This window comes from Brachybacterium sp. J153 (assembly GCF_036311905.1).
GTDB lineage: Bacteria > Actinomycetota > Actinomycetes > Actinomycetales > Dermabacteraceae > Brachybacterium.
This window is the reverse complement of sequence record NZ_JAZDCH010000032.1, coordinates 17,234-34,679: the sequence shown is the minus strand read 5'-3', so window position 1 is coordinate 34,679 and position 17,446 is coordinate 17,234. Positions and strand designations below refer to the sequence as shown.

Genomic DNA, 17,446 nt, shown 5'->3' with positions numbered 1-17,446 from the left:
TACAACACCGTGCGACGCCACTCGGCGCTGGGCTACCTCACCCCGGCCGACTATGCTCGCCACTGCACCCACGAAATGGAACCCGACGACTCACACAGAGACCGGACCTAACAACGGGGGCGGCCCAGGAACTGATTGAAGCCATTGGGGCCTCCTTGTAAGTAAGGAGCCCGAGGAAGCGAGCAGCGGATGCTGCTCGAAGACTTCGATACGCTGTGCGGGCAACGACCAGTTGTGCGCAGCGCCTTCGGGCCCTGTCTCCGGCCCCGGCTCACTGCAATGAGCCGGGGCCGAGGTCTGTGTGGGGTTAGCTCGCCATGTCAGAGCGACCTCCCGTGTTGGAGCGGTTGCCGCGGACCTCTGTGAAGGGTCCGTCGAAATTGATGCACAGCATCCCGTCCTCTTCGAAGGGTTCGAAGCGCCTGCTGACCGTCGTGTCGATGTCGTAGGCCTGCATGAACGCGGTTGCCGACAGCAGCGTCTGGCCCGAGTTGCTGGGCTTGCGCAGCTCGTAGCTGTGGGGTGACTTGTTCGCGGGGCGCAGCGCCATGACGCGGCGCTTTGGATCGAACAGCAGGTCCACCACCCGGGCCCCGCCGATCAGCTGGTGCGCAGCGGCATTGATCGACACGATGCCCTTGCGCTGTACCGTCACGCTCGGCGCACCCCGCATCGGGGCACTCCGCTTGTCAAACAGCTCGAAGCCCATCACGCTCCTCCATCCCAGTCGAAAGCCAGTCGCCGAGCCGAACGCTCCGGCGAACTTCTCTAAATGCTACAGGCAACTCCCGACAGAAGGGGTGTCACAGGATGTAGTTGTGCACAAGTGGGGGCGCCTGATGTCTTGATCCCGTCCTACCATGTAGTCCAGCAGTCTCGACTGTCGTCAGTGCAGCGCGACCGAGGCTCTCTAGGTACCCAGCTTGGCTCGGGGCATGCTGCGCCAGGAAGCATGACGAGAGGGCAGGTGGGTGGTAGTGCAGCTCTTCATTGACGAGAGCAAGGAGCGCGGCTATCACTTCGCGATAGCCGGCGTCAGAGTTTCAGATGTGCAGAAGGAGCGCGCACTGGTGCGAGGGCTTCTCCTGAAGGGCCAGTCGCACCTGCACTTCACGAAGGAGAGCGACGGGAGGCGTCGTCAGATCCTCCGGGACCTCACCAGAGAGTCGAGCGCGCGGTGCACCATCTTGACCGTCCCTAGGGGAGTGAAGGAGCGGCAGGCACGCAAGATGTGTCTCGAGGCGACCGTGGTGCTAGGCGAGGAGTGCGGCGTGACGCGACTCGTCTTTGAGCGAGACGACTCGACGCTTCAAGAGGATCGCCGCGTCCTGTACCCGCTGCTGCATCACTCTGACGTGCGGTACGACTTCATGGCGAAGCGGGAAGAGCCACTGCTCTGGATCGCGGATGCGATCGCCTGGTGCCACACGGCAGGAGGGCAGTGGAAGCAGCTCGCGGCTCCGCTTGTGGACGAGGTTCGACCCATATAAACGCGAAGCTCGGCTCACCCACCGTCCGGAAGGCTGCCGAGCTCACTTCATGGGGCTACTGCTCCATGCTCGCTTCAGACTACCGGGGCCGGTTGCGCAGACGCAACTACTACCGACGCACCCGTGAGGCAGTAGTGCCGGGGCTGGTTGCGTAGACGCAACCACTACGGACGCACTCGTGAGGCAGTAGGCGCTTCGCCCGAACAGTGATAGCCACGCCCGAGTGTGACACTGGGGTATACCCAGTGCGACAGATGTGTCGCAAAACTGCGCATTCTGACCTTATTGGGAACCATAAATGACGTGTTAGTAATGGTCCTGCTGGGGTACCCCAGTTTGGGGCAGCCGGGGACGGTCTCTGGGAGCGGCTATCACTCTTGAGCCTGCCTCAGTTCCTCCGACCGCGACGACTCGTCTGAATTGGCTGTTGAGTGTGCGCTCAGGGTCCAGCTCGCGAGCAGCCCCAGCGCGTCTTGGGAGGGGGAGCTGGGTTCGACGGTGTAGGTGACGAAGATTTGTTCGGGATTGGCGCCGATTGTCATGGATTTGAAGTCCACGGTGAGGTCGCCGGCGATGGGGTGGTGGAGGACTTGCTGCCGGAGCTCTGGATGCGCACGTTGTGCTGTTCCCACCACCGACGGAATTGGTGGCTGTGCACGGAGAGGTCGGCGAGGGCACGGGCGTCGGGGGGGCGGCCGGCGTGGAGGTGGAGCATGGCGACGTAGTCGGCGGCGGCTCGCTCCCAGTCCGCGTAGAAGCCGGGGCACGGGAGTCGAGGAAGACGAAGCGCGCGAAGTTGGCGGGGCGTTCTGGAGTCGCGCCGAAGCCGAGATATAGGGCGCTGGCGATCTTGTTCGTTGCGAGGATGTCCGTGCGACCGGTCTGACCATCGCGGGGATCTTGGGCATGGAGTCCAGGAGGCGCTGCACTCCTGGGCGAACGCGCTGCGGTGCCGGAGTGCGCGTTGCTGCATCAGCACCCAATGTGACCGGGGTGCACCCCGGAAGGTCCTGTGGCTTACGCGGACGGCCGGCTGAACCGTTCTGCCTGTCTCGTGGGTCCGGTGACCAGGATGATGTCTCCGGCCTGCAGCACGGTGTCGGCCGCGGCGGCCTGCCACACTCCGCCCGGATGCTTGATGGCGCTCACGGTGACGCCATGCTTGCGTCGGATGTTGCTGTCCCCGAGCCTCATCCCCGCGTAGTGGGGGTTCACCTCGGTCTTCACCATCGCGAAGTCGGTGTCGATCTCGATGAAGTCCTGCATGCTGCCGCGCACGATGTGTGCGAGGCGGCGACCCATGTCCTTCTCGGGATAGACGACGTGCGGTACTCCGAGCTGCTCGAGGATGAGGCCGTGCGGGTCGCTGACAGCCTTCGCCCAGATCTGCGCGACGGAGAACCGCAAAAGCAGTGACGTGACCAAGATGCTGGACTGGATGTCGCTGCCGATCGCTACGACCACGCGATCGAACTCCGGAATCGACAGCTGGCGCAGCACCTGCTCGTCAGTGGCATCTGCGGCAACGACGTGAGTCAGCTTCCCGTTCAAGGACTGGACGACGTGCTCGCGTGAGTCGATGCCGAGCACTTCGGTGCCGTTGTCCATGAGTTCCAGGGCAAGGGACTGTCCGAAGCGGCCCAGGCCGATGACCGCCACCGAGTTCGCGGACGCGACACTTCCCGGGTCGGTGCTGCGGAAGAGTCTGTGCTTAGCCAATGATCGGCCTTTCCTTGGGGAGGTCATAGAGGGTCTGCCGCGGCTGCAGGGCAAGGGCGGCGGCGGCGGTGATCGGGCCCAGTCGGCCGATGAACATCAGCGCGATGAGCACGAGCTGCGCACCAGCGGGCAGATCGGCGGTGATGCCGGTGGACAGTCCCACGGTGGCGAACGCGGAGACCACCTCGAAGAGGATCTCGTCGAGCGAGAAATCGGTGAGGACCATGAGCAGGAGCGTGGAGGTGGCAACGAGCCCGACGGCCAGGACGATGACGGTGATGGCCTGTCGGTGTACGGCGCGGGAGAGACGCTTGCCGAACACCGTCACGGCGCCGGCGCCCCGCAGCTCGGCGAGCATGAGGAAGAACAGGACTGCGAAGGTGGTGACCTTGATGCCGCCGGCGGTGCCGGCCGGGCCGCCCCCGATGAACATCAGAAGGTCCATGCCCAGCCACGTCGCTGGATCCATCGCGGATGTGTCGATGGTGTTGAACCCGGCCGTCCTGGTCTGGGCGGACATCGCGAACCCGTTGAGGACCCGCAAATGCGGCGCCATACCGCCGAGCGTCTCGGGATTGTTCCACTCCAGGGCGGTGATGTAGAGCGTGCCGACCACGAGCAGCAACGGCGTCGCGGCCACGACGATCCGAGTGTTCATCGACCACAACCGCGGCGTCCCCAGGTGTTTCTTGAGCTGCATGAGCACAGGGAATCCGACGCCACCCAGCACGAGCGTGGCACTCACCGTCAGCAAGACCACCGCGTCGCCAGCAAACGGCATCAGGCTGTCGCTGAACAGGGCGAACCCGGCGTTGTTGAACGCGGAGACGGCGTGGAACACCCCCAGCCATAGGGCGCTGCCCCACGGCTCGTCGTAGGCGAGAGCGAAGCGCACGGTGAGGACCACCGCGGCCGCCGCCTCGATCGCGAGGGAGATCCGCACCACGCTGATCACCAGCGTGCGGATGTCCTCGATCCCGAAACTCTTGACCTCCGTGGCGGCCGTGAGTCGGGACCGCAGCGAGAGCTTACGGATGACGGCGATACCGATCACGGAGGCGAAGGTCATCACCCCGAAGCCGCCGACCTGGATGAGAGCGAGGATCACGGCCTGTCCGAAGCCGGTCCAGTAAGTGGGGGTGTCGACCACGATCAGTCCCGTCACACACAACGCGGAGACCGCGGTGAATAGGGCCTCCATGCCGGTAGCACCGCCGGGTGCTTGGGTCGCCGCCGGATGTAGAAGCAGAAGAGTCCCGACGAGGCCCGCCGCGGCGAAAGCCAGGAAGACGGTTCGTGCGGGGCGAGGTCGCCGATCGACGACGCGCGCCCGAGGATGACTGGGTGACAGCACGCGCGGAATCGTACGCCTGGTATCGAGCAGGACACGCCGACGCGGACCTGCGGTTCCCTTGCATGCAACCAGGCGACGGATCTGAGATCACTCGTCCCGGCAGCTCACCACGGCTCAGGCACTGGGGCACCTAGCGCATGAGCCTTAAACGGTCCCTTTGTGGCAGGGGAACGCCGTCTCGCTGGGGTATACCCCAGCCGGACAACCTTGGCCTGTAGTTCAGGCGGTTCCGGATAGGGTCTGCGGCGACTACTTCCGGACACATCTGCTTACCTACCCGAGCTACCCACTCTTGTCGGACAGAATCGTCCTATGCCCACCACGCAGCGCGTCGCCTACGTCCGAGTGTCCTCCGCCGGCCAGAACCTCGATCGGCAGCTCGAGGTCGTCGGCACCGCTGACAAGACCTACCGCGAGTACCAGTCCGCCGCATCGGCCTCCGATCGTCCGCAGCTGCGGGAGGCCCTCGACTACGTGCGCGAGGGGGACACGCTCGTCGTCGCGTCCATCGACCGCCTCGCCCGCTCGCTCCGGGACATGCTCGAGATCATGGAGGAGCTCGAGAAGAAGGGGGTCACGGTCGAGTTCGTCTCCCAGGGCCTCACGATCCAGCCGGACGGGGGAGACCTCACCACCCGGCTCATCTTGCACATCATCACGGCCGTCGCGCAGTCCGAGCGCGAGATGATCCGCGAACGGCAGGCCGAGGGGATTGCCCTGGCGAAGCAGGTGCCCGGCAAGTATCGGGGGCGAGCACGGAAGCTTTCCAGCGAGCAGATCAAGGAGTTGCGCATTCGAGCCCTCGACGGCGTCCCCAAAGCCCACCTCGCACGTGAGTACGAGATCAGCCGAACCACGCTGTACTCCTACCTCGAGCAGCCGGCCCTCCCGCTAGCGATGTAGGCGGTCCGGGATACTGGTCGGGTGGCGACGAATCGACTGTTCTATGGCGACAACCTCCCTGTGCTCCGCGAGCACATCGAGACCGAGTCCGTGGACCTCGTCTACCTCGACCCTCCATTCAACTCGAACCGCTCGTACTCCGTGATCTTCGGCGAGCACGTCCAGCGGAATGACGACGCGAACGCGCAGATCCAGGCCTTCGACGACACGTGGCACTGGACTCCTGAGACCGAGCGGCTCTTCCGGGACATGCTCCTGAACTCGCCCACGGAAGTCGCCGACGCCATGCAGGCGTTCCGCACGCTCGTGGGCGAATCTGACGCGATGGCCTATCTGGTCATGATGTCGCCGCGCCTCGTGGAGCTGCACCGCACTTTGAAGCCCACGGGCTCACTGGTCCTGCACTGCGACCCCACCATGAGTCACTACCTGAAGGTTCTGCTCGACGCGATCTTCGGAGCGGCGAACCTGCGCAACGAGATCATCTGGCAGCGCACCGGGGCGAAGGGCTACCAGACCCGCCGCCTGGCCAGCAATCACGACGTCCTGCTGTTCTACGGCAAGACCGCTGAGAGCACCTGGAACAACGAGGCCGCGTTCGAGCCCTACCGCGAGGAGGAGCTCGACACGAAGACCGCCGAGAAGTACGCCAGTACGGACGCCTCCGGTCGGCGCTACCAGCTGACGAGCCTGGTCGGCCCGAACGATCCGCGCCCCAACCTTACTTACGAGTTCCTCGGCGTCACGCGACGATGGAGGTGGTCCCGTGAGCGCATGCAGGCCGCCTATGAAGCCGGCCAGATCGTCCAGACCGCCCCGGGGCGCGTCCCGCGCTTCAAGCGCTACCTCGACGAGCAGCGCGGCAAGCCGCTCGGAGACGTCTGGACCGACATCCCGCCCCTGAACTCCCGCGCCGCGGAACGACTCGGCTATCCCACCCAGAAGCCGCTTGCCCTCCTCGAGCGGATCATCCGACTCACCACGGAGCCCGGCGCCGTCGTGTTGGACCCGTTCTGCGGCTGCGGAACGACGGTCGACGCTGCGCAGAAGCTCGGCCGTGCGTGGGCGGGGATCGACATCACCTACATCTCGATCGACCTCATCATCAAGCGCCTGCAGGCCACCTTTGGGCAGTCCGTGATGGATGACGTGGAAGTCGACGGCATCCCCTACGACATGCAGTCCGCGCAGCGCCTGTTCGACCAGTCGCCGTTCGACTTCGAGCGCTGGGCGGTGTCCATGCTCCACGCGCAGCCGAACGAGAAGCAGGTCGGCGACAAGGGCATCGACGGTATCCGGCGATTCATCATCGACGCGAAGAGCGTCGGCAAAGTCCTCGTCTCGGTCAAGGGAGGGAAGAACGTGCCTCCCACGCACGTGCGCGACCTCGCCGGCACTGTTCATAATGCCCGCGACGCGCAGCTCGGCGTGCTCATCACCCTCAACGACTCCCTCACTCGCGGGGCGCAGGAGGTCATCAACACCTCTGGCGTGTGGACCCACCCCGCCAACGGCCAGGACTTCCCCGTCCTCCAACACATCTCCGTGCGTGACCTCATGGGCGGCCACCGCCCCAATCTCCCGACCGCACTGGCCCCGTACATCTCTGCGCAGCGCGGTGTCGAGCTTGTAGATCAAGGGAAGCTGTTCGGATAGGACAGCTCCGAGACGGAGACCCGGCCCATCCATTAGGACGAGAAGCCTCTCGCTCATCGCTACATCGCTGAGGCCAACCACACGGCATTCGCTGCGCGAATCTGTTCCCTCTGGAGGCGGGGACGCACAGCGGGGGAGCGGGGCCCGCCGCGGTCACGTTGTGGTCTCACACAGCGGGAGGGGCCGGCGCCCCGCCGACCCCTCCCGCTGCTGCTTACCGTCGGTGCCGCCCGCCGCGACTCCGACCGGTCCGACTTCGCTCCGCCTCCAGCAGACGCAGCGCCGCCGCGCACAGGTTCAGCACTGCGGTCGTCAGTGCCACCGCCAGGACCAGCGCCTCAGTGATGCTCCCACTCACCTCCTCCCGCGATCAGGGGGCGCCCACCCTAGACCCTGGCTCCGACGCCCGGCCCGTCGCTAGCATCGGCCCGGAGGGGGAGGAGACCACCATGACCGCAGAGCCCATCCAGACCCGCTGGGCCCAGCAGCTGGGGCCGCTGGACGACCAACAGCGCCAGGCCGTCGTCAACGCACTCGCCAACGGCATCCACGAAGGTTGGAAGCCCACCGATGCCGACGTGACCCGACTTGTGGACTATGCCCGAGGCGCCGTGGACGAGGAGACCTACAAGCGCGCTGCGCTCGCACGCGCCCGACGCGATGGCTGAGCTCGACGAAGAACACCTCGAGCGCTGGCTGGGGTACTTCTATCCCGAGACCATCACCGCGCGTCGAGACGGAGTCCTCCGCAACCTCGCCGGCATCCGGGACCCGGAACTCGCCCGCGACTACGAGTACTCGATGACGGCGCTGCGAGGGATGCAGCTCGAGCTCGGCCGTGCCGAGATCCCGCGCACCTTCGACGTCGACCACCTACGCGCGATCCACCGGCACCTGTTCCAGGACGTCTACGAGTGGGCAGGGGAGTTCCGCACGGTCGACCTCGCCAAAGCGGGCAAGGCCTTCGCGAGAGTCGGAGAACCTCCGTTCGAGCAGTACCTCAGCGACGCAACGCGCCGCATCGCCGAGACACCTTGGGGCCGACTCGACCAGCAGCAGTTCGCCACGGCGATGGCCGAGACGTTCGCACCACTGAACCAGGCGCACCCGTTCCGCGAAGGCAACGGCCGGACAGCGAAAGTCTTCCTCGCGCAGGTCGCGGAGATGTCCCGCTTCACGCTGAACTACGGGGACGCCACCGAGTTCGAGTGGAACATCCGCTCCCAGTCGAGCCGCCCCATGGACGACGGCATCGTCACGCGCCCCGAGAAGATCGCGCCGCTGTTCGAGCAGCTCGCGAGCCCTCGCACGATCATGCGCTACCCACCGCGAACCAACGAACGCCCGACCATCAAGTCACTGTTCGCCGTCAGCTACCCCAAGACCGCCACCGCAGCCACCGAGAACACCCCTACCGCCGAGGCTCCCCGGGGCCGGCACGCACGCCGCGAACACGAGTCCGGACCGCGCCGGCCCGGCGCCGAGCGCTGACACTCATCCGGCCCGATCGTTGTCGGCCCGGACGTACTCCGGACCGCTCTTCCCCCGTCCCCCGATAAATGCCACTCCTCCCGGAGCCGGAGCGCGTCCAGGGTTGAGGGGAAGGAAGTTGCGTAGCAACTCCCGGAGGGCGCCGAAGGCGTGCTTTCCCGATCCCTTGACGCGTGCAGGCGGAGGGAGATCATCGGGCATCGGGGGTGGTGGAAGCTCCGACCCGTCAGACGTTCAGAGCCGGTCCGTTCTACTCAGTCACCGGTGCTGCCTCAGGACGCTCCGCTGCACTGTTCTCTGCATCATCGGACGCAGACTTGCCCGCCTTCGAACGCGCCACCGTGCGACGCCGCGCACGCCGCTTCTTCTCCGGCTCCGGCAACCCGATCCGGCGCAGCTCCTCGAGTGTCCAGCCGGCAGCCGTCGCCGCATTGAAGGCCTTGACGTCTTCTGCCTCGACTCGCCGCAGACCTTCCTTGATCTGCTCCTCCAGATCCGCGCGCCGCCGATCTGCGTCAGCTCGCTCATCGGTCAGGTTCTGCCGTGCCTGCGCCAGTACGCGAACCGCCTCGATCCGTTGGTCCTGTGCACGCCTCGCACGCTCGACCGCTTCTTCCGGGGTGGGTGTAGTCGCCATGCCTCGAGCGTACTCATCACCGGTCTGATCGTCGACGGTCGCACACAATTTTTGGACGGCTCCGTCGCCCGGTCTCCCGTCTGCCGACGTGAGACACCCTCATCCGCACCCCGGACGGAGCAAGCTATAGAGTTAGGTTCCCTAACTCGCTTGGCCCCTCGACTTTGTGTCGAGGGTCGGGCACACTGTTCGTGTGGTCCCCGCACGAGGCGGGGTCGCTGCGCTGGGCCGAGGGGGTGCCTGCCATGACAGAGAACGAGTCCCGCCGGGCACTGTTCTCCCGTCGTCGACGCGCGAACGTCGACGGGGGCCGGCAGCACTTCCACAAGGTGGGCGTCTCTCCCGAGGAGGAAGGCGCCCTCGTGCGCCTCGCTCACGAGCAGAACGTCACCATCCCGCGGCTGCTCGTGGAGGCTGCGCTGTCCCTCGATCAGCGCGAGACACCGACCGAGCGCAAGCAGGCCGTGGCCGAGCTGTTCAAGCTCCATCGGCTGCTCGCCGCCATCTCCAACAACGTGAACCAGATCGCGCGTGCCACCAACGCCACCGGCGAGGTGCGGGACGAGATGCGCGCGACCCTCGATGCCGTGCGCCGGACCGCCGCCCGCGTCGACGAAGCAGTCGATCGGCTCGCACCATGATGCCCAACGTCGTGCGCGGCGATCGCATGGCCGGACTCATGGTCTACCTCGTCGGCCCGGGCCGCGCGAACGAGCACATCGAACCGCACCTCGTCGCGGGCGATCCAGCCATGCTTGCGTGGCACGACGACGCCGAGCTGAGCCGTGACTCCGCACTCGCCATCGCCCGTCACCTCGACCGCCCGCACACCGCTCTCGAGGTCGACGTGAAGGGCGGCCACGTCTGGCACTGCTCCCTGTCCCTGCGCGCCGACGAAGGCGTGCAGACCGACGAGAAGTGGCAGGCGATCGCCAACGACTTCGTGCGTGCCATGGAGTTCGACGACCCCGACTCACCGAAGGCCCCGTGCCGCTGGGTGGCCGTCCGCCACGGACTCTCGAAGAACGGCAACGACCACGTGCACATCGTCGTCGACCTCGTGCGCGAGGACGGCACCAAGGCGAGCATCCACAACGACCATCACCGTGCCCAGAAGGTCAGCCGCGCACTCGAGGTGAAGCACGGCCTGGAACCCCTCGAGTCCGCCAAGGCCGAACGCGCCACCCGCGGCTACAAGCCGGCCGAGCGCGAGGCCCAGGCGACCGCCCGCGCCCGCGCCAAGTACGAGCGCGCCCGCAAGAACGACCACCAGCAGCAGCGCCCCGCGTGGGACCACCTCGAGGCCGAGGACCGCCGCGCACGGATCGCCGCCGAGCTGCGCACAGATCAGCCCCGCTACCTCCTCGCCGTGAAGGTGCGCGGCTGCGCGGCAGCCGCCGGCGACGAGGCCGAGTTCGTGCGTCGCATGCGCCGCTCCGGTCTCCTGGTCCGCCCCCGCTTCGCAGACGGACGCACCGACGTCGTGACGGGCTACAGCGTGGCCGAGCGACCCACGGCAGGGGAGCGGCCCATCTGGTACGGCGGCGGGCACCTCGGCAAGGACCTCCGCCTGCCCCGGCTCCGCGAAGCCTGGCCCGACACCCCCGCCGGTGCCAGCAAGGCCGTCGACGAGTGGACCGCGGCCAAGCGCGGCCGGCGCGTGGTCGCACCCGGCCGAGAAGCCAGCGAGCCCGACCCCGCACAGTGGGAGCAGCGCAACCGAGAGCTTGGCCAGCTCGTCGAGAAGCTGCGCACCGTCCGGCTCGAGGACCGCGAGACGTGGGCCACCGTCGCGCGCCAGACCGCCGGCGCGTTCGCCGCATGGTCCAACGCCACCGAGGAGAAGCCCGGCGACCTCGCCGCGGCCGCCGAGGCCCTGTCCCGCTCCGCGCAGACCTACAAGTCCACCCCACCGCCGCAGAAGCTCGGCACCAGTGCGCTATCCGGCAGCGCCATGCTCCTCGCCGCCGCCGCTCGAGGCGGACGCGGCACCGTCGGCCAGGCCGTCATGATCCGGCAACTCCTCCGGCTCACGCAGTCGATCTACGAGGCCTCCAAGGTGGCCGAGCAGCACCGCCAGGCGCAGCTCCTCGCTAACGAGACCCGGGCGCGCCTGGTGCGCGTCCGCGAGGCCCTGCCGGCCCCCGCGACGGCCGCCCGTCCCGCCGGCGGAACGGCCACCCTCGAGCGGCCCACCACCCTCGACCCCGAGGCGCAGGCGATGCTCGATCGACTCCGCGCCGGCAACGCCCAAGACGCCACGGCGGCTGTCGATCCGCTCCCGCGCCCCATCGAGCCCCGCAAGACCCGTCAACCCACCCAGCCCGGCCCCGAGCGCGGCGCCGAGCGATGAGAGAGGAGACCTGTCATGGTCGACGAATCTGACGGCATCGAAGAAACGGTCGAGGGCCAGATGCGGCTCTTGGTCACCGCGGCAGCACAGGCAGGCGACCGCCTCGCGCGGATGCGCGAGGACGCCCTACGCCGCGCCCAGGGCACCAGTGAGCGCGAGGCCCGCGAGCTGCAATCCCGCCTCGCCGCCGAGCAGCGCGCAGTCCGCGCCGACCTCGCCGGCGTCCAGCGCGGCGACTGGTGGGAGAAGGCCACCCCCGAGCGCATCGCGCAGGCCTACGAGTCCGCCGTGGCATGGCGCGACGAGGAGCCCGAAGCAGCTCGGGCAGAGGCCCGCATCGTCGACGAGCTGCGCACCCGCCACGGCATCACCCCCGACCAGCTCCGCGCCCAGGTCGCTGCCGAGCGAGGCGAGCAGGGGCCAGCGAGGTACGTGCGCACCGAGGGTTACGACGATCAGAAGATCACCCGCGACATCACCCGAGACGACGCTCTTGCCCTCATCGACCGCGCCCCGAGGGCCGGGGACCTCACCCCCACCCGCCGCCAGCAGCTCGAGGACCTGCGCGGCTGGATCGGCCAGGACCGAGACGTCGACCTCGCGATCGCGGCCAAGTTCCCGCAGATCATGACGGAGGAACAGCTCGGGGCGGTGCGTCGCGCCGAGGCCGAGCTCCAGCGGCACGCCGAGCAGCGCGACCGGGCCGAAGCAGCAGAGCTCATGGCCGAGGCGACCGCCGAGGAGGACCGCGCTCAGGACCGCCGCGAGGAGCGCCCCGACCGCCCGGCTCTCGCGGCCGAGCACGAGCAGCGGGCCGACAACGCGCGCGAGGAGGCCGGCGCCAAGTACGACAGCGCCGAACGACGCGCGAGCACAGCGGCGGACCTCGAGACCCAGGGGCACGATCACGAGACCGTCGCCCGTCAGATGCGGGCCGACGTGTCCCAGGGCGCGCCGGCCACCGAGGCGACCAAGGGCAGCCGTGCCCCGCGAGCCCGCAAGGGCCGCGGACGCACCGGCGCCAGCCGGCCGCGCGAGCGTGGCGGGCTCTCTCGCTGACCCGAACGTAAACTGCTCATTAGCACCCCCTAGAGCGACTGTTGAGGGCACATGAGCGAGCCAGTTTCTGCCGACAAACCGTTTCCGTGGAAACCGGTTCTTAAAAAACTGGGTGTAGCGTTAGGGGCGGTGTCTGCGGTAGTCACCATACTCGTGTTTTTTGTGCCCAGCCTTGGCGCCTTTATGGCGCAGGCCTGGTGGGTCGGATGGGTCGTTTCTGGCCTACTTGGTGCTTTGTGCATCTTTACGCTCGAGGCATCCCCGTGGAAGCGCCATAAAGATAGCTCTGCCCAGGTTGAGGAAATGGTTAACGAGCGCATCTCGAAGCTTCAGCCGGAGATTGACCAAACGGCGCTCGATAAGCGGGTCGATGAACGAATTGCGGAGCTGCGCCCGGAGCTGGAAGGGCAGGCGATCGAGAAACTGCAAATGGATGTTCGCACGGATGGTGTTCATGCACGCGCCGATCGCACTACCATTCAAAAGCTGTGGGACTCGTTTAGGGTTGGCGAACGACTCTATGAGCAGCTCTATCACTGGCCGCACGACAAATATTTCGCGGCTGACTTGGCTGATGCTTTTTACGACTTGGAGGCTCGCCTAGATAGGCGCGACTGGCAATTTTATGATCCTGACGTAGCAAAGGACGTTGAGGAGGCTGCGGAGGCGATGCGCTCCTACTGGCGGCCGCTTAGCCGCGTCCTGGATGGCCGGGAGGGAAACTACGACCTCGCCGTCATGCAGCCGCCTCATGGCACTTGGGGCAGGGTTGAAGTCAGCGAGGGGCATTGGGAGAGCAAACCCGACGTCGACCCATGGGATGAGTTTTATGCCTTCGTGACAGACCTCGCTTCCCGAAGGGGTGCTTTCTTGCGATCCATGGAGAAGCTAAGTGTGCGCGAGAAAGACCTCGGCGTGCGAAGTCGAGTGGCAGCGTCGCTTTCGACTACAAGATGATGACCGTCTTCTCTTATGGCGGCCCGGGTCGAGACAGCGGCCCGCGGCTCGCGTTCTCCGGATTCCTCACGTCCGGGAACAGTCCGGCCGGCGGCGCCTCGTAGGGGAGCGGCGCGCCCTTGTCGGCCTCGTTCGCGTCGTCGTAGTGGTTCGCCGCCGCGAACGGTCCCTCCGGGTCCATCAGCACGGCCATGTGGTGGTCCGCGTGATCGCGCCACCACACGCTCATGCCCGTGGACGGGTCCAACCGCAGGTGCTCCCACGCACGCCACAGCGCCTCGAGACGGATCACGGCTTCGTCGTACTCCCACCAGCGCGCCGCCCACACCCGCTGCTCGGACGTCGCCCGACGGTAGACGTGCCGCAGATACTCCCTCACGAACTCGTCGACCGATCCGTAGACCAGCTCCGGCGGCCGCTCCTCGTCCTCCTCGTCGGGGGGCGGAGGGGGCAGATCGGGCGTGTCCTCGCCCCAGTCGCTCTCGGTCATGCTCGCTCCTTCGTCGCCAGCTCTGCCTCCACCGTCTCCCGCTCGCTCTCCGCGTCCGCGAGAGTCCTCTCAGCCAGTGGATCATGCGCCCGGATCGAGGCCTCCACCGCCTCCCGGTGCGGCCCCGTCATCCACGGCTGCGTCGTGACCAGCGTCGGCCGCGACCCCGAGGCCAGCACGACGGCGCGCCCCTTGGGAAGCGCGCCGAGGTCCGCAACGTCCAGAATCCGCTCACGATGGAGCTGCTGGGAGACCGTGCGGTGCCCCTTGCTGTGCGACGTCGACGAGGACAGCCGGTCGTAGTCACCGATCAGCTTGGACAGGCTCTCGAGGAACCCGTCCTCGCTCACGCCGCCGCCGTAGACCTTCACGTTCGACGCCGACCACAGCTTCTTCATGCCCGACTCACCCCACACGTCCACGCCCTGCGACCAGGACTGCAAGATCGTCATCAGCACGATCCCGCGGCTGCCGTAGTGGCTGTACAGGCTCGGGAGCTGCGCCCACCGGCAGACGTTCGCCGCCTCATCCAGCACGCCCAGCAGAGGCGTTTGCAGCCGGCCCCCGGGCGACTTCACCGCCAGGCGCTCCGCCGCGTCGACCACGGCCACGGTCAGGGCCGTCACCAGCGGTCCCGCCGTCCCGCGGCCCTCCTTGGAGAGGCTGTAGAGCGTGCCGCCCCCGGTCGCCACGAAGGCGTCGGGGGAGAACTCTCGCCGGTACGAGCTAGCCGGGGTGATCCATGCCGCGACCTGCCGGTTCGTCAGGCACGACGCCATCTGCCGGGCCGTCCCGTACACGCCGCCGCGCTGCTTCTCCGGCGCCTTAATGATGCCGCGCACCTGGGCCGCGATCAGCTCTTGCCCGTGCGCCTTGAGGATGTCCGCCGGGGTGTCGTCGGTCGGCCGCGTCGTCCACAGGTAGACGTCCGTGATCGGGCGCCCATCCAGCGCGGCCGCCAGCAGCAGCCCCGCGAGCAGGTCTTGCCCATCGCCATCGAAGTAGGCATCGGTCTTGGCGCCCGGGTCACGCGACCCGGCCGCGAAGTGCCCCGCCAGCTCCGCGGCCTTCACCTCGTCGGTGACGTAGCTCAGCGGATTCCACCACCACGACGCCGGCTCCTCCGCGATGCCCTGCGGATCGAACACCCACACCTCGCCCGACTTCGCCCGCACATCGCGCGTCGCGTCCACGACATCGCGCTTGTTGGACGTCACCAGCACCGAGCCCGGCGCATCCAGGATCGCCGGCACGGCCCGCGAGGTCGTCTTACCGGTGCGCGGACCCCAGATATCCACGTGCATGTCCTCCCAGGACCCGAACAGCGGGGCGCCGCCGGCGACCGTCTTTCCGATCGGCACGCCCGTGGCCCACTCCGGCTCCTTCTTGCGCCGTGAGAGCTTCCCTAGCCCCGAGGCCGGCGCCGACTCCTCCGAGGAGGGCCGGCGCACCCCCAGCCGCTTCGCCGTCGCGGCAGCCTGCTTCTGGCTGATGCCCTCCACGTCGCGGCCGCGACCCATGTACGCCGCGGCCCGATCGACCCGAGAGCGGCGCCGGCCAACGCGACGCACCGCTATCCCGATCACGACGGCCAGCAACACGACGACGACGGCCAGGCCGATCAGCACCGCCCACCCTGCGGTGCCCGGCCACGCGAGAGACCCGCCGAGGAGCCCGAAGGCCACCTCGAACGGGTTCGTCGGCACCACCACGCCGGTGCCGGCCAGGCGGTGCCCGAGGTGCATCGACACCCACAGCGCGCCCGCGATGGTTACCACCGTGAGCACGACCACCCAGACCAGCACGGCGTCGCTGCTCGCTCCGCCCGGGTCACTGCGACGATTGTTCGTGGGGCTCACGCTGCACTCTCCTCCTCGAGCAGACCCGTGCGGGACTGTTCCGTCCAGCGCCGGGCGCTCATGCTGATGGACTTCTCTGCTTGCGTCAGGATCACGTCCACCGGGATACCCGGCCGCCCGCCGACCTTCACCAGGAACTTCCCACGTCCGGGCGGGGGCACTTCCTTGCCCTGCTGGGAGTCCCACGCGGGCGGGTCCTGCCAGCCGCTCAAGAGCGCCTGTTCCTGCCTCGACAGCGGCACCACTGAGTTCAGTAGAGGCATCTCCGCCATCGGCAGCCCCCCGCACACCACGAACCCGGAGCGCTCGATGAACCCCAGCGCCTTGTGCCGGTCCGCCTCGTTCGGCAGCGATTGCAGGTCCTTCATGGTGTGCGTGATCATCGCCTGGCCCACCGCGCTCGTGCGGTTCAGCCGCGTGAGGTAGTCGACGCGATCGACCAGGCCCGGGCCGGCCTTGAGCGCCTGGTGCAGCTCGTCGAGGATCACGAAGTAGTGCCGGCGCGGCTCAAGGGCATAGTCCGCGAGCGTCTGCGCGATCGCCACCGTGGCGAACCCGACCGACCAGCACGCCAGCAGCGCGGCCGCCCGCATGTCGCCGTCCGAGGACGGAATGGACGAGACGTCGAAATCGACGGCCCGGTCCCGGCGCATCGGCGCCGTGGTCGGCCGCGCGAACACGTCACCGAACCGACCCCCCGGCAGCAAACCCACCAGGGACGCCTCCAGCCCCTCCGTGACGCGCTGGTACTTGTTCATGTCGCCGCGGTCGAGCGCCGCCTCCCGCAGCTCCGCCGGCGCCGCGCGGATCACCTCGAGCAGATCAGCGATGACCGGCACACCCTCGTGGTGCTCATCCAGCCACGCGATCGCCCGCGACAGGATCGTCTCTTCACGATCCGTCGGGGACGCCTTGCGCTGAATGGTGATCAGCGACTCCACCATGTTCAGCCGCACGCCCTGCGCATCGGCCATCACCTCATCGGCGGCCTGCTCGAACCCCGCCGCCCGCAGCCGGGCGGCGGCCGCCGGCGCCTCGCCCGGATCCAGGACGTTCAGCGACCCCTTGTTGCGGCCGAGGCTGATCACCTGCCCCTCGAGCTTCTCCGTCATGGTGATGTAATCCGGCCGGGTGTCCCCAAGCACCAGCGGGATCGTCCCCTCCCCGGCCAGACCCACCGCCATCCGCATCACCGCCGAGGTCTTCCCCAGACCGGGCCGGCCGAGGAAGAACACCGACGGGTTGCCGATCAGGTTGGCACGCTGGTACCAGCTGATCGGATCGCAGCACAGCGTCGCGTGCGTGGTGATGTGCCGCCCGAACGGCACCCCCACCATCGGCGTGCCCGTCCCCACCGAGAACGGCCACAGCCCGCACACCTGGTTCGTCGTGCCGCGGTACTCCGTCGGCGCCTGCACCATCGCCGCAGTGCCCCGTCCTCGGCCCAGCCAGCCCCGCGAGGGCGTGCGCTGAGGCCG

At 67.7% G+C, this 17,446-nt stretch carries 16 protein-coding genes and 1 pseudogene; 9 read left to right on the top strand and 8 right to left on the bottom strand.

Annotated features, from left to right (window positions below; genetic code table 11):
• Positions 1 to 307: 307 nt before the first annotated feature.
• Positions 308 to 709, bottom strand: a complete 402-nt coding sequence (locus V1258_RS15120) for a hypothetical protein (RefSeq protein WP_329750461.1) — start codon at positions 707 to 709, stop codon at positions 308 to 310.
• 268 nt (positions 710 to 977) lie between these two features.
• Between V1258_RS15120 and V1258_RS15115 the strand changes: the two genes are divergently transcribed.
• Positions 978 to 1,490, top strand: coding sequence for a hypothetical protein (locus tag V1258_RS15115; protein WP_329750460.1), 513 nt, complete (start codon positions 978 to 980; stop codon positions 1,488 to 1,490).
• A 371-nt stretch (positions 1,491 to 1,861) separates the two neighbouring features.
• On the opposite strand, the pseudogene V1258_RS15265 reads toward V1258_RS15115, so the two are convergent.
• The 3 genes and pseudogenes from V1258_RS15265 to V1258_RS15105 all read right to left on the bottom strand — a co-directional run.
• A pseudogene (locus V1258_RS15265) lies at positions 1,862 to 2,360 on the bottom strand (MmyB family transcriptional regulator); the annotation flags it as partial.
• A 147-nt stretch (positions 2,361 to 2,507) separates the two neighbouring features.
• On the bottom strand, positions 2,508 to 3,098 hold the full coding sequence (locus tag V1258_RS15110) for a potassium channel family protein (RefSeq protein ID WP_442878634.1): 591 nt from the start codon (positions 3,096 to 3,098) through the stop codon (positions 2,508 to 2,510).
• Positions 3,099 to 3,201: 103 nt separating this feature from the next.
• Positions 3,202 to 4,359, bottom strand: a complete 1,158-nt coding sequence (locus V1258_RS15105; RefSeq protein ID WP_442878633.1) for a TrkH family potassium uptake protein — start codon at positions 4,357 to 4,359, stop codon at positions 3,202 to 3,204.
• A 516-nt stretch (positions 4,360 to 4,875) separates the two neighbouring features.
• Between V1258_RS15105 and V1258_RS15100 the strand changes: the two genes are divergently transcribed.
• From V1258_RS15100 to V1258_RS15085, 4 genes are all read left to right on the top strand, one after another.
• On the top strand, positions 4,876 to 5,466 hold the full coding sequence (locus tag V1258_RS15100; protein WP_329750457.1) for a recombinase family protein: 591 nt from the start codon (positions 4,876 to 4,878) through the stop codon (positions 5,464 to 5,466).
• Positions 5,467 to 5,487: 21 nt separating this feature from the next.
• Positions 5,488 to 7,122 (top strand): DNA methyltransferase, encoded by a 1,635-nt coding sequence (locus tag V1258_RS15095; protein WP_329750456.1) that lies wholly within the window; start codon positions 5,488 to 5,490, stop codon positions 7,120 to 7,122.
• Between the two features lie 449 nt (positions 7,123 to 7,571).
• A complete protein-coding gene (locus V1258_RS15090; protein ID WP_329750455.1) occupies positions 7,572 to 7,790 on the top strand; it encodes a hypothetical protein in 219 nt (72 codons plus the stop codon).
• Positions 7,720 to 8,613: a Fic/DOC family protein gene (locus V1258_RS15085; protein ID WP_329750454.1), complete on the top strand. Its 894-nt coding sequence runs from the start codon at positions 7,720 to 7,722 to the stop codon at positions 8,611 to 8,613. The genes V1258_RS15090 and V1258_RS15085 overlap by 71 nt, the downstream gene beginning before the upstream one ends.
• A gap of 250 nt (positions 8,614 to 8,863) precedes the next feature.
• Here V1258_RS15085 and V1258_RS15080 read toward each other — a convergent pair whose 3' ends face one another.
• Positions 8,864 to 9,250, bottom strand: coding sequence for a hypothetical protein (locus tag V1258_RS15080; RefSeq protein WP_329750453.1), 387 nt, complete (start codon positions 9,248 to 9,250; stop codon positions 8,864 to 8,866).
• 245 nt (positions 9,251 to 9,495) lie between these two features.
• Here V1258_RS15080 and mobC point away from each other — a divergent pair, with 245 nt between their 5' ends.
• Genes mobC through V1258_RS15060 form a run of 4 tightly spaced genes read left to right on the top strand, consistent with a single transcriptional unit; the run spans position 9,496 to position 13,619 of the window.
• Positions 9,496 to 9,891, top strand: coding sequence for a plasmid mobilization relaxosome protein MobC (mobC, locus tag V1258_RS15075; RefSeq protein ID WP_329750452.1), 396 nt, complete (start codon positions 9,496 to 9,498; stop codon positions 9,889 to 9,891).
• Positions 9,888 to 11,603, top strand: a complete 1,716-nt coding sequence (locus V1258_RS15070; RefSeq protein WP_329750451.1) for a relaxase/mobilization nuclease domain-containing protein — start codon at positions 9,888 to 9,890, stop codon at positions 11,601 to 11,603. The genes mobC and V1258_RS15070 overlap by 4 nt, the downstream gene beginning before the upstream one ends.
• Positions 11,604 to 11,618: 15 nt before the next feature.
• A complete protein-coding gene (locus V1258_RS15065; RefSeq protein WP_329750450.1) occupies positions 11,619 to 12,662 on the top strand; it encodes a hypothetical protein in 1,044 nt (347 codons plus the stop codon).
• 51 nt (positions 12,663 to 12,713) lie between these two features.
• Positions 12,714 to 13,619 (top strand): magnesium transporter, encoded by a 906-nt coding sequence (locus V1258_RS15060; protein ID WP_329750449.1) that lies wholly within the window; start codon positions 12,714 to 12,716, stop codon positions 13,617 to 13,619.
• Positions 13,620 to 13,632: 13 nt separating this feature from the next.
• On the opposite strand, the gene V1258_RS15055 is transcribed toward V1258_RS15060, so the two are convergent.
• Genes V1258_RS15055 through V1258_RS15045 form a run of 3 tightly spaced genes read right to left on the bottom strand, consistent with a single transcriptional unit; the run spans position 13,633 to position 17,389 of the window.
• Complete coding sequence (locus V1258_RS15055; RefSeq protein ID WP_329750448.1) at positions 13,633 to 14,109, bottom strand: DUF4913 domain-containing protein; 477 nt, start codon at positions 14,107 to 14,109, stop codon at positions 13,633 to 13,635.
• Positions 14,106 to 15,968 (bottom strand): type IV secretory system conjugative DNA transfer family protein, encoded by a 1,863-nt coding sequence (locus V1258_RS15050; protein WP_329750447.1) that lies wholly within the window; start codon positions 15,966 to 15,968, stop codon positions 14,106 to 14,108. Before V1258_RS15050 ends, V1258_RS15055 begins: the two co-directional genes overlap by 4 nt.
• Positions 15,965 to 17,389, bottom strand: a complete 1,425-nt coding sequence (locus tag V1258_RS15045; protein WP_329750446.1) for an ATP/GTP-binding protein — start codon at positions 17,387 to 17,389, stop codon at positions 15,965 to 15,967. Before V1258_RS15045 ends, V1258_RS15050 begins: the two co-directional genes overlap by 4 nt.
• Positions 17,390 to 17,446: the final 57 nt, after the last annotated feature.

Bases quoted from the DNA above. Each gene is read 5' to 3' on its own strand.
- V1258_RS15120 (WP_329750461.1), bottom strand. From the start codon at position 709: ATGGGCTTCGAGCTGTTTGACAAGCGGAGTGCCCCGATGCGGGGTGCG.
- V1258_RS15110 (WP_442878634.1), bottom strand. From the start codon at position 3,098: ATGGACAACGGCACCGAAGTGCTCGGCATCGACTCACGCGAGCACGTC.
- V1258_RS15100 (WP_329750457.1), top strand. From the start codon at position 4,876: ATGCCCACCACGCAGCGCGTCGCCTACGTCCGAGTGTCCTCCGCCGGC.
- V1258_RS15090 (WP_329750455.1), top strand. From the start codon at position 7,572: ATGACCGCAGAGCCCATCCAGACCCGCTGGGCCCAGCAGCTGGGGCCG.
- V1258_RS15085 (WP_329750454.1), top strand. From the start codon at position 7,720: ATGCCCGAGGCGCCGTGGACGAGGAGACCTACAAGCGCGCTGCGCTCG.
- V1258_RS15080 (WP_329750453.1), bottom strand. From the start codon at position 9,250: ATGGCGACTACACCCACCCCGGAAGAAGCGGTCGAGCGTGCGAGGCGT.
- mobC (WP_329750452.1), top strand. From the start codon at position 9,496: ATGACAGAGAACGAGTCCCGCCGGGCACTGTTCTCCCGTCGTCGACGC.
- V1258_RS15070 (WP_329750451.1), top strand. From the start codon at position 9,888: ATGATGCCCAACGTCGTGCGCGGCGATCGCATGGCCGGACTCATGGTC.
- V1258_RS15065 (WP_329750450.1), top strand. From the start codon at position 11,619: ATGGTCGACGAATCTGACGGCATCGAAGAAACGGTCGAGGGCCAGATG.
- V1258_RS15060 (WP_329750449.1), top strand. From the start codon at position 12,714: ATGAGCGAGCCAGTTTCTGCCGACAAACCGTTTCCGTGGAAACCGGTT.
- V1258_RS15055 (WP_329750448.1), bottom strand. From the start codon at position 14,109: ATGACCGAGAGCGACTGGGGCGAGGACACGCCCGATCTGCCCCCTCCG.
- V1258_RS15045 (WP_329750446.1), bottom strand. From the start codon at position 17,389: ATGGTGCAGGCGCCGACGGAGTACCGCGGCACGACGAACCAGGTGTGC.